This is a genomic window from Paenarthrobacter sp. NPDC089714 (genome assembly GCF_044748905.1).
GTDB lineage: Bacteria > Actinomycetota > Actinomycetes > Actinomycetales > Micrococcaceae > Arthrobacter.
This window is the reverse complement of record NZ_JBIVGX010000002.1, coordinates 458,482-473,322: the sequence shown is the minus strand read 5'-3', so window position 1 is coordinate 473,322 and position 14,841 is coordinate 458,482. Positions and strand designations below refer to the sequence as shown.

At 64.7% G+C, this 14,841-nt stretch carries 11 protein-coding genes and 1 rRNA gene; 1 reads left to right on the top strand and 11 read right to left on the bottom strand.

The features are described from left to right. The 4 genes from ACIPY3_RS06615 to ACIPY3_RS06600 all read right to left on the bottom strand — a co-directional run. Nucleotides 1–172: ribosomal RNA gene (locus ACIPY3_RS06615) — 16S ribosomal RNA — on the bottom strand; the annotation flags it as partial. A 723-nt stretch (nucleotides 173–895) separates the two neighbouring features. Continuing rightward, complete coding sequence (gene tyrS, locus ACIPY3_RS06610; RefSeq protein WP_400331615.1) at nucleotides 896–2,206, bottom strand: tyrosine--tRNA ligase; 1,311 nt, start codon at nucleotides 2,204–2,206, stop codon at nucleotides 896–898. Nucleotides 2,207–2,243: 37 nt separating this feature from the next. Then, a complete protein-coding gene (locus tag ACIPY3_RS06605; RefSeq protein ID WP_400331612.1) occupies nucleotides 2,244–4,472 on the bottom strand; it encodes an AAA family ATPase in 2,229 nt (742 codons plus the stop codon). A 121-nt stretch (nucleotides 4,473–4,593) separates the two neighbouring features. Beyond that, nucleotides 4,594–5,244, bottom strand: a complete 651-nt coding sequence (locus tag ACIPY3_RS06600; protein WP_400331610.1) for a DNA-3-methyladenine glycosylase — start codon at nucleotides 5,242–5,244, stop codon at nucleotides 4,594–4,596. An 82-nt stretch (nucleotides 5,245–5,326) separates the two neighbouring features. Here ACIPY3_RS06600 and ACIPY3_RS06595 point away from each other — a divergent pair, with 82 nt between their 5' ends. Then, complete coding sequence (locus ACIPY3_RS06595) at nucleotides 5,327–6,823, top strand: AlkA N-terminal domain-containing protein (RefSeq protein ID WP_400331607.1); 1,497 nt, start codon at nucleotides 5,327–5,329, stop codon at nucleotides 6,821–6,823. Between the two features lie 710 nt (nucleotides 6,824–7,533). On the opposite strand, the gene ACIPY3_RS06590 is transcribed toward ACIPY3_RS06595, so the two are convergent. The 7 genes from ACIPY3_RS06590 to argB form a co-directional block, all read right to left on the bottom strand. Further along, complete coding sequence (locus ACIPY3_RS06590) at nucleotides 7,534–8,286, bottom strand: maleylpyruvate isomerase family mycothiol-dependent enzyme (RefSeq protein WP_400331604.1); 753 nt, start codon at nucleotides 8,284–8,286, stop codon at nucleotides 7,534–7,536. A 77-nt stretch (nucleotides 8,287–8,363) separates the two neighbouring features. Beyond that, nucleotides 8,364–9,839 carry an argininosuccinate lyase gene (gene argH / locus ACIPY3_RS06585; RefSeq protein WP_400331601.1) on the bottom strand — a complete coding sequence of 492 codons (1,476 nt, stop codon included), beginning with the start codon at nucleotides 9,837–9,839 and terminating at the stop codon, nucleotides 8,364–8,366. Then, the gene (locus tag ACIPY3_RS06580) at nucleotides 9,836–11,038 is read right to left on the bottom strand and encodes an argininosuccinate synthase (RefSeq protein WP_400331598.1); all 1,203 of its coding nucleotides are present in this window, start codon (nucleotides 11,036–11,038) and stop codon (nucleotides 9,836–9,838) included. The genes argH and ACIPY3_RS06580 overlap by 4 nt, the downstream gene beginning before the upstream one ends. Before the next feature lie 54 nt (nucleotides 11,039–11,092). Continuing rightward, entirely contained in the window at nucleotides 11,093–11,629 is a 537-nt protein-coding gene (locus tag ACIPY3_RS06575; RefSeq protein ID WP_397324071.1) for an arginine repressor, read from the bottom strand. Continuing rightward, nucleotides 11,629–12,630: an ornithine carbamoyltransferase gene (argF, locus tag ACIPY3_RS06570; RefSeq protein ID WP_400331595.1), complete on the bottom strand. Its 1,002-nt coding sequence runs from the start codon at nucleotides 12,628–12,630 to the stop codon at nucleotides 11,629–11,631. The genes ACIPY3_RS06575 and argF overlap by 1 nt, the downstream gene beginning before the upstream one ends. Then, the gene (locus tag ACIPY3_RS06565; protein WP_400331592.1) at nucleotides 12,627–13,895 is read right to left on the bottom strand and encodes an acetylornithine transaminase; all 1,269 of its coding nucleotides are present in this window, start codon (nucleotides 13,893–13,895) and stop codon (nucleotides 12,627–12,629) included. Before ACIPY3_RS06565 ends, argF begins: the two co-directional genes overlap by 4 nt. After that, on the bottom strand, nucleotides 13,892–14,833 hold the full coding sequence (gene argB / locus ACIPY3_RS06560; protein WP_400331589.1) for an acetylglutamate kinase: 942 nt from the start codon (nucleotides 14,831–14,833) through the stop codon (nucleotides 13,892–13,894). Before argB ends, ACIPY3_RS06565 begins: the two co-directional genes overlap by 4 nt. Nucleotides 14,834–14,841: the final 8 nt, after the last annotated feature.

Below are 14,841 nucleotides of genomic sequence, written 5' to 3'. Positions count from 1 at the left end.
CGGTATTAGACCCAGTTTCCCAGGCTTATCCCAGAGTCAAGGGCAGGTTACTCACGTGTTACTCACCCGTTCGCCACTAATCCCCCCAGCAAGCTAGGGTTCATCGTTCGACTTGCATGTGTTAAGCACGCCGCCAGCGTTCATCCTGAGCCAGGATCAAACTCTCCGTTCAAAAACAAAAAACGAAACACAACCACCCCCACCGGAAATCACGGCAAGAAGCAGCTGCAAATCTGAAACCAGCTGAAAACCAAACCACCACACACGGGGGTGCACGGCGGTCCAGCAAAATAATTTCAACCAATCAATAAAACAATCGGTATCAACAAACTTGGCACACTATTGAGTTCTCAAACAACAGACACTAACCAGCACCACCAGCAACCACACAGGCCACCAGATCGCTCCGGAGCAACTTTTCAAACTTACCCGAACCAGCCGCACAAAGCAAACCAACCCGAACCCCCACCAACACCCAGCAGCACACCAAAGCACCACCGAAAACCGGCCATTTGAAAGGGAGAATGTCGCCATCATTTCCGCATCAGCGGCGGCAACTCGAATAACTTTACACACCCCCCACCCCACACACAAATCCACACCCCGTGAACCCCATCACACAACTGAACCACCACCAACCAGCCACCACAGCACCCAACCCAACACCCGCCCTCGAACCCCAGATAGACACCGAAACAAGGGGCCAGCGAGAAAGCGACACCCAAAACAGGCGATTCGGTGAGAGAGCATCCGGCGGAAAGGGCGGTTCGGTGAGAGAGCGTCCGGAAGGGAACGGCAGGTACGCGTCTTTTTGCACGAAAAAGGCCGGCAACCACACGGGTTACCGGCCTTTTACAACAAGCAGGACAAACAGGAGAAGCGGAACGGTGAGCGGCTAGGCGGAAACCTCTACCGTCGCCAGGTTCTTCTTGCCGCGGCGCAGCAGGAGGTACCGGCCGTGAAGCAACTGGTCCTGGCCAATGACGGCATCAGGATCAGAGATCTTGGCGTTGTTGACGTAGGCGCCGCCTTCTCCGACAGTGCGGCGGGCAGCGGACTTGCTGTCCGAGAGGCCGGAGGCAACCAACAGGTCGATGATACCCAGGGAGTCGCTGCCGATCTTGGCGGACGGGAGTTCCGCGGTTGCAGCTGCGAGGGTTTGCTCGTCGAGTACGGACAAGTCGCCGTTGCCGAAAACAGCTGCGGATGCCGCGATGACCTTCTCCGTCGCGTCAACACCGTGAACCAAGGACGTGACCTCAAAGGCAAGCTTCTTCTGGCCCTCGCGTGCGAACGGGCGTTCTTCCACGGACTGACCCAGCTCCTCGATCTCGGCACGCGTGAGGAACGTGAAGACCTTGAGCCGGTCCACCACGTCGGCGTCAGCCGTGTTCAGCCAGAACTGGTAGAACGTGTAAGGGCTGCACATGGCGGCATCGAGCCAGATGGCGTTGCCTTCGGACTTGCCGAACTTGGTGCCGTCGGAGTTGGTGATGAGCGGCGTGCCCAAGGCATGGACGCTCTTGCCTTCCACCTTGCGGATGAGCTCAGTACCGCTGGTGAGGTTGCCCCACTGGTCCGAACCACCCGTCTGCAAGGCGCAACCGTAGTCACGGAAAAGCTGGAGGTAGTCCATGCCCTGCAGGATCTGGTAGCTGAACTCCGTGTAGCTGATGCCTTCGTCCGAGCTCAGGCGCGAGGCCACGGCGTCCTTGCGGAGCATGGTGCCCACGCGGAAGTGCTTGCCGATCTCGCGCAGGAAGTCGATGGCGCTCAACGGCGCCGTCCAGTCAAGGTTGTTGACCATCCGGGCCTGGTTGTCGCCCTCGAAGCTGAGGAAGCGACGCACCTGGCCTTGAAGGTACCCGACCCACTCGGCAACGGTGTCCTTGGTGTTCAAGGTGCGTTCCGCCGTCGGGCGCGGATCGCCGATCAGCCCGGTGGAGCCGCCCACGAGACCCAACGGCTTGTGGCCTGCCAACTGCAGGCGGCGCATCACCAGGAGTTGGACAAGGTTGCCAAGGTGCAGTGAGGGAGCCGTGGGGTCGAAGCCACAGTAATAGGTGATCGGGTCCCCCGCGAGCAGCTTTTCCAGTTCCGTTTCATCAGTGGAAACGTGGACCAGGCCGCGCCATTTAAGCTCCTGCCAGATGTTGGCAAAGGCGGGATCGTTCTGTTGGGACTCGAGGCTGTTTACGTGTGACACGAGTTCTAAGTTAGCAGGATTGCCCACGCCGTTTTTCCTAGCGTTCGATGCCGGCCGGGAGGGGCGCGGCGGTGATGAGACGGAGGCGCTGGGTGGGCCGGGTCATGGCGACGTAGAGGTCGCCCACCTTCCCGTGTTCGTGGTTGAGCATGGCAGCAGGTTCCAGCACCACGACGCCGTCAAATTCGAGGCCCTTGGCTTCCTTGGGACTGATGACCACGATGTCTTGCTCGTAACTGCCGGCACCCGTGCCGATACGGCGTCCGTAGACTTCCCGGAGGGCTGTCGTGGCTTGCGGAAGCAGCTGCCCATCGGCAATCACCGCGAGCAGGCCGCCGTCGATCGCTTCGATTTCCTCGGGGAGGACATCCACCAGGCGCGACACGATGTCATCGGCACCCACACGGTCGACGATCGGCGACCATTTGCCCTCCCGAACGGCCTTGGGAGCGGAGACAACCAGCCCTGCACGGTTGGCCATGCGCACGGCGGCTTCTGCGATTTGGGACGGCGTGCGGTAGTTGACCGTAAGTTCCTCGAGCGTCCAGCGGTCACCGAACGACGGCGCCAGCGCACTTTGCCACGAATTGGCGCCGGCCGCGGCGCTCGTTTGGGCGATATCGCCCACGATCGTGAACGACTTCAGGGGGCAGCGGCGCACCAGGAGCCGCCACTGCATGGGTGAAAGTTCCTGGGCCTCGTCAACCACGATGTGGCCAAAGGCCCACGAACGGTCGCTGGTTGCCCGCTCAGCTGCCGTGAGACGGCCTTCACGCTCCTGGTTCTGGTCCGCCAGTTCCTCGGCGGTCATGAGGACGTCCACTCCCATGGCCTCCATGTTGGCCAGTGTCTGCTTGGCGTTGGCGAGGTCGCGGGCACGGTCCGCCTCCTGCTGCGCCAGTCCCCTGCCGGCTGCCGGATCCAACTCGCCCAGCAGTTCGGCGGCCTCATCCAGGAGCGGAACGTCGGCTTCGGTCCATGGGGCGTCCGCCGGCCGCTGCAACAGCAAGCGCTGTTCCGGGGTCAGATGCGGAGTGCAGGCCTCCAGGATCTGCGGCTTGCTGAAGAGCTCGGAAACGAGTTTCTCCGGGGTCATGGGCATCCAGCACAGGTTGAGCATGATGCGCACGTCGCGGGCGGTCCGAACGTCCTCGGCGAGGTAGGCGCGATCGGCGTTGTTGCCGATGTTTGCGGCCTCAACCTGGTCCGTCAGTTGCTCGGTGAGTTCGCGGAGCAGGATCTTGATGAACGTCAGACGGGCCTCGTTGTGCGGCTTGCCGGTGGCGCGCGCCTTGTCGCGGGCGCGCCGGACCTGCCGCTCGGTGAGGGTCAGCTTGCGCGAATCGACCTCAAGGATCCGGTCCTTGCCGGGGGTCCGCTGCCGGTTGGCCACGGCGTTGGCCACCACGGTTGCCATGTCCAGCTTGCCCTTGAGGGCGGCAATGTCCGCGTTCTCTTCCGGTACTGCGTGGATTCCCGGCATGAGCCGGCCGAGGCTCGCCATGACCACGCCGGTCTCACCGAGGGAGGGCAGGACGCGTTCGATGTAATGCATGAACGACGACGACGGTCCCACGAGCAGCACGCCCGCGCTCTTGAGGCGGTCACGGTGGGTGTAGAGCAGATAGGCGGCACGGTGCAGGGCAACAGCGGTCTTACCCGTTCCGGGACCACCTTGGACAACCAATGCGCCGGAAATCGACGAACGGATGATCCTGTCCTGCTCGGACTGGATGGTGCCGACAATGTCCGACATGCGGCCGGTGCGCTTGGAGTTCAGGGCGGCGAGCAAGGCCCCCTCGCCCTGCAGCGAATCGTCGTCGGCCAGCATGTCTGCGTCCAGGACGTCATCTTCGATCGCCTTGACGTCGCGGCCTTGGAGGATCAGATGACGACGACGGCGCACACCTTGGCGGTCGAATGCCGTGGCCTGGTAGAAGTGGCCGGCTTCGGGGGCACGCCAATCCACCATGAGCCGCTGCAGATCTGCCGTGGACAGCCCGATGCGGCCGATGTACTGGGCCTCGCCGGAATCCAGGTCCAAGCGGCCGAAAACCAAGCGATCGTCGACGGCGTCGAGTTGGGCAAGGCGGTCCTCGTACAGCGCGGCGAACGCGTCACGTTCCGAAACGTTCTGCATGGTTCCCACGGCACCGGCCTTGCGCACCTGCGCCAGTTGGGTGCGCTTCTCTTCGCGCAGCTCATCGAGCCGGGCATACAACCCGGCAACGTATTCCTGCTCGTGAACCAAATCAGCGTCGTGCATCGAAACCGTAACCCCTATCGCAAAAGACAGACCGTCCATTCTACAGCGATTTTGGTAAACGCGTGGGGTACGGGCCATCTGGTGGATAGCCGGCGCGTCGACGGGGCGTCGTGGCGTTGGATCAGGCAGTGGAGGGGCGGGTGCGCGGCCGTGCGGCTTTGTAGCGGGACACCGTGGGATCGTCCTCGATCCAGAAACGCCACGGGTATTCCGTGGTCCCACCCGGACCGGCAACGCCCACCCTCGGTCCGCTGGCGACGGCAGCCGCCGGTGACTCCGGCAACCACAGGTTGAAAGGTTCCGCGAGCGCGTCACGGCCTGAGTCCGCCGTCGTCAGTCCCAACGCCGACGCGAGCCGGCCCGGCCCGCTGGCCAGGTCTTTGTGCGCCTTCGACGCAGGGCGGCGGACCGCGGCCAACTCTTCGCCTGCAACGATTTCGCCGGCGCGGAGCAACAGGGCCGAAGGAGCCCCCTCCGGCCCGCAAACTATGTTGGCGCAGTAGTGCATGCCATACGTGAAATAGACGTAGAGGAATCCCGGCGGCCCGAACATGGGCGCGTTCCGGGCCGTCCGACCTCCGTACGTGTGCGAGCCGGGGTCCGGATGGGCCGAGCCGCGCGGACCCATGTACGCCTCCACCTCCGTGAGCCGGACAGACACGGGGCCGGACTCCGAGTAGTGGGTGAGCACCGCTCCGAGGACAAACGGCGGGAGGGTCCGCGGGTCTCCTGACAGGACATCGCGGATGCCGTGTGCGTCGGTAGCTGCCATGTCTCAGACCTTAGCAATCAAGCTCCGCGGTCATGTCCGATTTCCGCTAGCAGTGGCGTCTGTCGACTGACAGGATGGGGCCATGGACTTCTGGCAGCGCTACAGGGCAATCGACGCCCGCGACCCCCGGTTTGACGGACAATTCTTCACCGCGGTCCGTTCCACGGGGATCTACTGCCGGCCGTCGTGTCCGGCCAGGACGCCCAAAGCCGAGAACGTCACCTTCTACGAAACCTCGGCAGCAGCACACGAAGCCGGTTACCGCGCCTGCAAGCGCTGCCTGCCCGAGGCCGTCCCCGGCACGCCGGCCTGGAATATCCGCTCCGATGTAGCCGGCCGAGCCATGCGGTTGATTAACGACGGCGTCATCAGCCGTGAAGGCGTAGACGGACTGGCCCACCGGCTGGGGTATTCTGCGCGTCAGTTGAACCGGATCCTGAGCCACGAACTCGGTGCGGGTCCCCTGTCGCTGGCTCGGGCCAGCCGCGCTCAAACGGCCCGGACGCTCTTGGTCTCCACCGACATGCTGTTCGCCGACGTCGCGTTTGCGGCAGGCTTCAACAGCGTGCGGCAATTCAACGACACCATCGGCGAGGTCTTCGCCATGACTCCCACGGCGTTACGCGCCAGTGCGCCACGCTTGGTCCCCCGCCACGGCGACGAAACCGTGCCACCGGCAACACTGACCCTGAACCTGCCCTACCGGGAACCCTTTGACCCGGGGATCTTCGACTTCCTCGCAGTCCGCGCGGTTCCCGGGATCGAGGCGGCCGGCGTGGGGCCGGACGGACGCCGTCACTATGCCAGGACCCTCCGGCTCCCCCGCGGCGAAACCACGTTTACGGTGTCCTACGATCCCGAGGCAGCCGGCTCCAGGTCCCGGCTGCAACTTGCGGCTACCGTTGCCGACCTCCACGACCTCCCGGTACTGCTGAGCCGGGTCCGCCGGTTGTTCGATCTCGACGCCGATCCCGTCGCCATCGATGAAGCCCTCGCAGGCGACCCGCGGCTTGAACCGGGCGTCCGGGCCGTCCCGGGGATCAGGCTTCCCGGGGCCGTGGATCCCCAGGAGCTGCTGATCCGGGCCATGATCGGGCAGCAGATCACCGTGGCTGCGGCACGAACGGCGCTTACCCAACTATCGGCCGCCGGAACCCCTGCCGACACGGGCCGCCCGGGACTGGACCGCTTGTTCCCGACGGCGGCCGAGATCGCCGAAAACGGCCGGGAACTACTGCGGGGACCACAACGGCGCATTGAGTCCGTGATCTCCGCGGCTTCAGCCATGGCCGACGGCAGCCTCGACTTCGGCTACGGCGATGACGAGCCGGTCCTCGCCCGGAAGCTGTTGCCGCTCCCCGGCGTCGGGCCTTGGACCGTTGGTTACGTGTCCATGCGCGTGCTCGGAGCCCCTGACGTTTTCCTTGGCAACGACGCCGCTGTGCGCAACGGATTGAAGGTGCTGCCGCCCGGTTCACGTGCGGCGGGTTCGGAATTGAGTCCGGACTTCCGGGAAGTCAGTCCTTGGCGCTCCTATGCGGTCATGCACCTGTGGCGCGCCGCAGCTACGAAACGCTAGCCCCCACCCCCGACGCTCTCTCACCCACCCGCCCTTATCGGCTGACCCTCTCTCACCAACCCGCCCTTATCGGCTGACCCTCTCTCACCAACCCGCCCTTATCGGCTGACCCTCTCTCACCAAACCGCCCTCATCCGCCGGATGCTCTCTCACCAAACCGCCCTCATCCGCCGGATGCTCTCTCACCAAACCGCCCTTTTCCACCGACCCTCTCTCGCCAAACCGCCCTTTTCGGCTGCCCCTCTCTCACCAAACCGCCCTCATCCGCCGGATGCTCTCTCACCAAACCGCCCTTATTTGCCGATCCTCTCTCACCAAACCGTCCCCATCCGCCGATCCTTCATCACTTCCCTGAAGCAAGTGATAGAGAGGGTTCGCCCAAACCGGCAATCGATGAGAGAAAATCCCGGAAAAGAGCGATTACGTGAGAGAAGGATCCCCGAAAAGAGCGACTACGTGAGAGAGCGATCCCCGAAAAGAGCGACTACGTGAGAGAGCGATCCCCGAAAAGAGCGACTACGTGAGAGAGCGATCCCCGAAAAGAGCGACTAGGTGAGAGAGCGATCCCCGAAAAGAGCGACTACGGGAGAGAGGGATCCCCGAAAAGGGCGATTAGGTGAGAGAGCGATCCCCGAAAAGGGCGAGTACGTGAGAGAGCGTTGGGGGCGTGTGGGTGGGGGCAACGGGGCGCTGGGCTTAACGGGGTGGGGTTAACGGGCCGGGGTTTGGGGTTGGGCGGGGACGCCGGCGGGCCAGGGCAGGAGCTCGGGCAGGTCCACGCCATCCGCCGCTGCCGTCGCGCGGAGCGAACCGAGGCTCGGTTCGCGGCCGGCAAGCCACGCCGCGATGTCCGTCAGCATTCCGGTGATGGCAATTGAGGTTCCACCGTTGCCGATGGTCTGCGGGGGAAGTCCCGTGGGTTGGAGGACAAACTTGTACTGCTCCGGCACCCGTGCGGCAAGGAAGCCGAAAAGGTGTTCGCAGAAGGGCCTGCTCCAGGTCTCGGGCCCGTAACCCAATCCGAGGTCCGAGGCATGGATGGTGAGTTCGCGCCACAGCGCCAGACCGCCGTCGAGCACTGTACCGTCCCGATAGGTGATGCGCGCCTGCCAGCCGTCCGGGTCCAAAGCGTCGAACGCACCAACCGCCGAGTCCACCGCAGCGGTGACGGACACCGTGTGCTCGGCGAGGCTGTGTCCCGCCGCCAAGTCGATCGCCTTGGTACGGCCTTCCATGCCGCCGTCGTACAGTTCGATCTTTTCGCCGCGCCGGGCGTACTCCAGTTGCCGGGCCATGGCCTTGGCGATTCCGCTGATATGGGCAAGAACGTGGCCGCGCGTCCAGCCGGGAAGTTTCGAGGCCTCAGCTATGGACGATTCGTCCATTGTGGCGAGGAGGCGCGTGACGGTGCCGGCGGCTTTGTGAAGCTCTGCGGGCAGCGTTTCAGGGGTGATCTGGGTCATAGCGCCATGCTAACGCACCGTTAAGCGCAGAGCGGGATGGCGCCAGGAGGCACCATCCCGCTCCGGGTGGAGAATCGCTAGGACGCGTAGGCGCGTGCAGCGTCCAGTTCCGCTTCGAGGGCCGCAAGCTGGCGTTCGACGGCGGCTGGTGCCGTTCCGCCTTGCGAGTTGCGGCTGTTGAGCGAACCTTCCGTGCTCAACACAGACCGGACTTCGGGCGTCAAGTGCTCCGAGATCGCGGCATATTCTTCGTCCGTCAGGTCCCACAGTTCCACATTGCGGCTCTCGGCCTGCTTGACGGCAGCGCCGGAGAGTTCGTGCGCTTCGCGGAACGGCACGCCCTGGCGGACAAGCCACTCGGCAATGTCCGTGGCCAAAGCGAAGCCCTGCGGGGCCAAGGATTCCATGCGTTCGGTGTTGAACTTCAGCGTGGCGATCATGCCGGAGACGGCCGGAAGGAGAAGTTCCAACGTGTCGGCAGCATCGAAGACCGGCTCCTTGTCCTCCTGCAGGTCACGGTTATACGCGAGCGGCAGGCCCTTGAGCGTAGCCAGCAATCCGGTCAGGTTGCCGATGAGGCGCCCCGCCTTGCCCCGCGCCAGTTCGGCGACGTCCGGGTTCTTCTTCTGCGGCATGATCGAGGACCCCGTGGAGTAGGAATCATGCAGGGTCACGAAGGAGAACTCCTTGGTGGCCCAGAAGATCACTTCCTCGGAGATCCGGGACAGGTCCACGCCGATCATGGAAGACACCCAGGCGAACTCGGCGAAGACGTCGCGGGAAGCTGTGCCGTCAATCGAGTTGTGGACTGCCGAGTAGAAGCCGAGGTCCGCGGCTACAGCCTCGGGGTCCAGACCGAGGGAAGAACCGGCCAAAGCGCCGGAACCGTACGGCGAGACACCGGCACGCTTGTCCCAGTCCTGGAGACGCTGCACATCGCGCAACAGTGCCCAGGCGTGGGCCAGCAAGTGGTGGCTCAACAGCACAGGCTGGGCATGCTGCAGGTGCGTCCGGCCGGGCATGGCCACGCCCGGGTGCGCCTTTGCCTGCTCTACCAGGGCATCGATGGTGGCCAGGACTCCCTGCGCGATGATCCGTGCGTGGTCACGCAGGAACATCCTGCCAAGGGTTGCCACTTGGTCGTTGCGGGAACGGCCGGCACGGAGCTTGCCGCCAAGCTGGACCCCAGCACGCTCGATGAGGCCACGTTCCAGCGAACCGTGAACGTCCTCGTCGCTCTCGGCCGGAAGGTAAGCGCCGCTCGCGACATCCTCATCCAACTGGGTGAGTGCGGCAAGCATGCCCTCAAGCTCAGCGTCGTCCAGCAGTCCGGCTTTGGCCAGCACGCGGGCGTGCGCCTTGGATCCGGCAATGTCGTAACGGGCCAGCCGCCAGTCGAAATGCGTGGACTTGCTCAGTGCGGCCAGCGCGTCCGCGGGGCCGCCGGCGAACCGGCCGCCCCACAGTGCACCTTCATTTGTCCCCGAACGCTCCCCAACCTCGCTGCGCTCGGCCGGGGACCCCGGCGTTCGTGGGCCCTGCTGAGGACTCACTCAGCAACCCGGAGGTCGCGGCCCGAGGCAACCTTCGAGGACATGCCCCACAGCTCGATGAAGCCGCGGGCCATGGACTGGTCGAAGGTGTCGCCGGTGTCGTAGGTGGCGAGGTCGAAGTCGTACAGCGAGGTCTCGGAGCGGCGGCCGTTGACGATCGCCTGGCCACCGTGGAGGACCATGCGGATGTCACCGGAGACGTACTTCTGGGTGTCTTCGATGAAGGCGTCCAGGGAGCGCTTCAGCGGGGAGAACCACTGTCCGTCGTACACCAGCTCTGACCAGCGCTGGCCCACCGTTGCCTTGAAGCGGGCCTGCTCGCGCTCGATGGTGACGTCTTCGAGGTGCTTGTGAGCCGTGATCAGCGCCATGGCGCCCGGAGCTTCGTAGATCTCGCGGGACTTGATGCCCACCAGGCGGTCCTCAACGACGTCGATGCGGCCAACACCCTGGGCGCCGGCACGGCGGTTCAGTTCCTGGATGGCCTGCAGCGGGGTGACCTTCACGCCGTCGATCGCTACCGGGACACCGGCCTGGAAGGAAATGGTGACCTCATCCGGTGCCGGGGGGAATTCCGGGGTAGCGGTGTAGTCGTAGATGTCCTTGGTGGGAGCGTTCCAGATGTCCTCGAGGTAACCGGTCTCGACGGCGCGTCCCCAGACGTTCTGGTCGATCGAGTACGGGTTCTTCTTGGTGGTCTCGATCGGCAGGCCCTTTTCCTCGGCGAACGCGATGGCCTTGTCGCGGGTCAGCGCGAGGTCGCGGACGGGTGCGATGCACTTCAAGTCCGGACCGAGGGTCTGGATGCCCACTTCGAAGCGGACCTGGTCGTTGCCCTTGCCGGTGCAGCCGTGTGCCACGGTGGTTGCGCCGAATTCACGGGCGGCCTTGACCAGGTGCTTGACGATGACCGGGCGGGAAATAGCCGAGACCAGCGGGTAGTGGCCCTGGTAGAGGGCGTTGGCCTTGAGGGTGGGCATGGCATATTCGTTGGCAAACTCGTCGCGGGCGTCCGCAACGTAGGCCTCAACAGCGCCGCAGCCCAGGGCGCGCTGGCGAATGGTCTCCAGGGACTCGCCGCCCTGTCCAACGTCAACGGCGACGGCGATGACCTCGGCGCCGGTGGCTTCACCGATCCAGCCGATGGCTACGGACGTATCAAGGCCACCGGAGTAGGCCAGAACAATGCGCTCAGTCACGAGAGTGCTCCTTTGTGTGTTGCTTGTTTGTATCTAATGCTTGAAAAAATTACGTCAGTTGCCCGGACCGGCTTCTTCGGCCAACCGCAGGAAGCGGGCAGCGAGTTCCGCCCCGCCGTCAGGATCCCGGGACACCAACATCACAGTGTCGTCGCCTGCGATCGTACCCAATACCGACGGCATCACGGAGTGGTCGATCGCCAGCGCCAGGAAGTTGGCCGCTCCTGGAGGCGTCCGAAGCACCGCAATGTTGCCAGAAGCCTCCGCCGTCACCAGCAGTTCTCCGCACAGCCGGGTCAGCCGGGCATCCAGGATTTCCTGGGTAACGCCACTCTTGGCGTTCCGGTCTCCCCCTTCGCCGGGAACCGCATAGACCAGCGCACCGTCCTTACCGCGAACCCGTACAGCGCCCAGTTCCACCAGGTCGCGCGACAGCGTCGCCTGGGTGACCTGGACGCCGTCGTCCGCCAGCAGGGCCGCGAGCTCTGCCTGCGACCGGACGGACTCGCCTGTCAGGATGGCCGTGATCCGGGCCTGGCGGGCGGTCTTGGTGGCCGGGCTCGCGCCCGGCACCGAAGGATTGGTGGACACTAGAACGTGCTCTCGCCGGTTCCTTCGACGGTGTCAAGTCCGTCGACGAACGCGAGCCCGGACTGGTGCATGAGCCAGGCCATGAGTGCTTTCTGGGCGTGCAGGCGGTTCTCCGCTTCGTCCCAGACGATCGACTGCGGACCGTCGATCACACCCGCGGAGATCTCATAACCGCGGTAGGCCGGGAGGCAGTGCAGCACCACGGCGTCAGGTGCGGCTTGAGCCATGGCGGACTCATCCACGGAGTACTCGCGGAAGAGCTGCATCCGGGCTTCCTTCTCGGCTTCCTGGCCCATGGACACCCAGGTATCCGTGGCAACGACGTCGGCACCCTTGAGGGCCTCCGCCGCATCGCTGGTGATCAGCACCGAACCACCGGTTTCGGCAGCACGCTCCTGCGCTGCGGCCACGATCTCCGCGGCCGGCAGGTAGCCCTCCGGTCCCGAGATCCGGACGTGCATGCCTGCGGTGACACCAGCCAGCAGGTAGGAGTTGGCCATGTTGTTGGCGGCGTCGCCGAGGTAGGCCATGGTCAGTCCTGCCAGCTCGCCCTTATGCTCCTTGACAGTCAGGAGGTCGGCGAGGAGCTGGCACGGATGGTAATCGTCGCACAGGGCGTTGATCACGGGGACCTTGGAGTTTTCCGCCATGGCAACCAACCCGGCGTGGGCTCCGGTCCGCCACACAATGGTGGAGACCATGCGCTCCAGGACCTTGGCGGTGTCCTCGACGGACTCCTTGTGACCGATCTGGGCCTCACCGGGGTTAATGATGAGGGCGTTGCCGCCCATGTCCGCGATGCCCGTGGCGAAGGAGACCCTGGTCCGGGTGGACGTCTTGTCGAAGATGACGGCGACGGTCTTGCGACCGTTTCCGTCCGCGGCGAACGGCTGGACGCTGTACGGCTGGGCCTTCATGCGGGCCGCAAGTTCCAGTACTTCGGCCTGCTCGGCAGGAGTCAGGTCAGTGTCCTTGAGGAAATGCCGGGTGGAAGTTGTCACTGTGCGTCCTTGGCGGTAGTGGCGGTGGCCGTAGCGATCAGGGCAGGAAGGGCAGCCAGGAAACGGTCAGCCTGTTCGGTGGTCAGGATGAGCGGCGGGGCCAGGCGGATGGTCCGCGGACCCGGGCTGTTGATGATGAAACCGGCGTCCAGTGCTGCCGTGACCATCGCCGGGGCAATGTCTGCGTTGACGTCGAAGCCGATCAGCAGGCCTTCGCCGCGGACTTCGGTGACGCCCTCGACGGCGGCAAGGCGTCCACGGAGGTGCTGGCCCACGACCTGCACGTTCTGGAGGACGCCTTGGCTTTCGATGGCGTGCAGCGTAGCCAACGCGGCGGCCGTTGCTACCGGGTTTCCCCCGAAGGTGGTGCCGTGCTGCCCGGCGGTGAGCAGGGCCGACGTCGTGCTTCCAAAGGTGAGCAAGGCGCCCACGGGGAAGCCGCCACCCAGTCCCTTGGCGAGGGTGATGGCGTCGGGAACGATGCCCGCATCCTCGCTGGCAAGCCACTTCCCGGTCCGCCCGATGCCGGTCTGGACCTCGTCGAGGATCAGGAGAGCACCCGCAGCCGTGGTGGCTTCGCGGGCGGCCTGCAGGTATTCGGCGCTCAGCGGACGCACGCCGGCTTCACCCTGGATCGGTTCCAGGAACACTGCCGCCGTGGAATCGTCGACGGCGGCACGAAGGGCTTCGATGTCGCCGAACGGGACGTGGACCACGCCACCGGGCAACGGCTCGAAAGGCGCCCGGTAGGCTTCCTTGGCCGTCAGCGCCAGGGCGCCCATGGTTCGGCCGTGGAAGGCGCCCTCAAGGGCAACGATCTTGGTCCGCTTGCCGTCGCCGCTGTTCCGGCGGGCCAGCTTGAAGGCGGCTTCGTTGGCTTCCGTGCCGGAGTTGGCGAAGAACACCTTGGAACCGGCAGGTGCGTTGCTGATGGCAAGCAGCTTTTCGGCGAGCGCGATCTGGGTGGGACTGGTGAAGAAGTTGGAGACGTGGCCAAGGGTTGCCAGTTGGCTTGAGATGACCGAGGTGACGAACGGGTGGGCATGGCCCAGTGCATTCACGGCGATTCCGCCCAAGAGGTCAAGGTATTCCTTGCCGTCGGCATCCCAGACCAGGCAGCCGGCACCGCGCACGAGGACACGCTGCGGCGTGCCAAAGACGCCCATGAGCGAGGTGGAGTAGCGGGCCAGCCAGTCCGCGCCGCTGCTGTGCCCGGTGATGGCGTCGGCCGGAGTTTCGACCACTGCTGCTTCGTTGGTGCTCATGCGTTCACTTCCTCGTCAGGTACTACTTGGGTGCCGATGCCGGCCGTCGTGAAGGTCTCCAACAGCATGGAGTGCGGCAGGCGCCCGTCCACGATGTGTGCGCGTTCCACGCCTTCGTCGATGGCTTTGAGGCACGCAGCCATTTTGGGGATCATGCCGGATTCCAGGCGCGGCAGCATGTCCCGCAGCTCACTGGCCGTCAGCGAGGAGATCAGCGAGGACTTGTCCGGCCAGTTGGCGTACAGGCCTTCCACGTCCGTCAGGATCACCAGCTTGGAGGCGCCCAACGCAGAGGCCACTGCGGCTGCGGCTGTGTCCGCATTGACGTTGAGCACCTGGCCTGTGGTCTGGTAGCCGTTGCCTTCGTCGGTGATCTCCGGGGCGACCGTGGAAATCACGGGGATGCGACCGGCGTCGAGGATGTCCTTGATCCCTGCGGGATCGACGCCGACAACCTCGCCCACCAGGCCAAGGTCCACTTCCTCGCCGTCAACCACAGTCCCGGTACGAACAGCGCGGAGCAGCCCGCCATCCTCGCCGGACATCCCCACAGCGTACGGCCCGTGGGAATTGATCAGGCCAACGAGCTCGCGGCCCACCTGGCCGGTGAGGACCATGCGGACTACGTCCATCGCTTCGGGCGTAGTGACGCGGAGGCCGCCCTTGAATTCGGACTCGATGCCGAGGCGGCCCAGCATGGAGTTGATCTGGGGGCCGCCGCCGTGGACCACCACGGGATGGATGCCAACGTGGTGGAGGAACACGATGTCCTCGGCGAAGGCCCGGCGAAGATCGTCATTCACCATGGCATTGCCGCCGTACTTGATCACCATGGTGGTTCCGGCAAAGCGTTGGATCCAGGGCAGGGCCTCGATCAAGGTTCCGGCCTTGTCCTGGGCGGCACTCATGGAGGTGTTCTCGCGGGTGTGTGCGGTCATGGTCACCC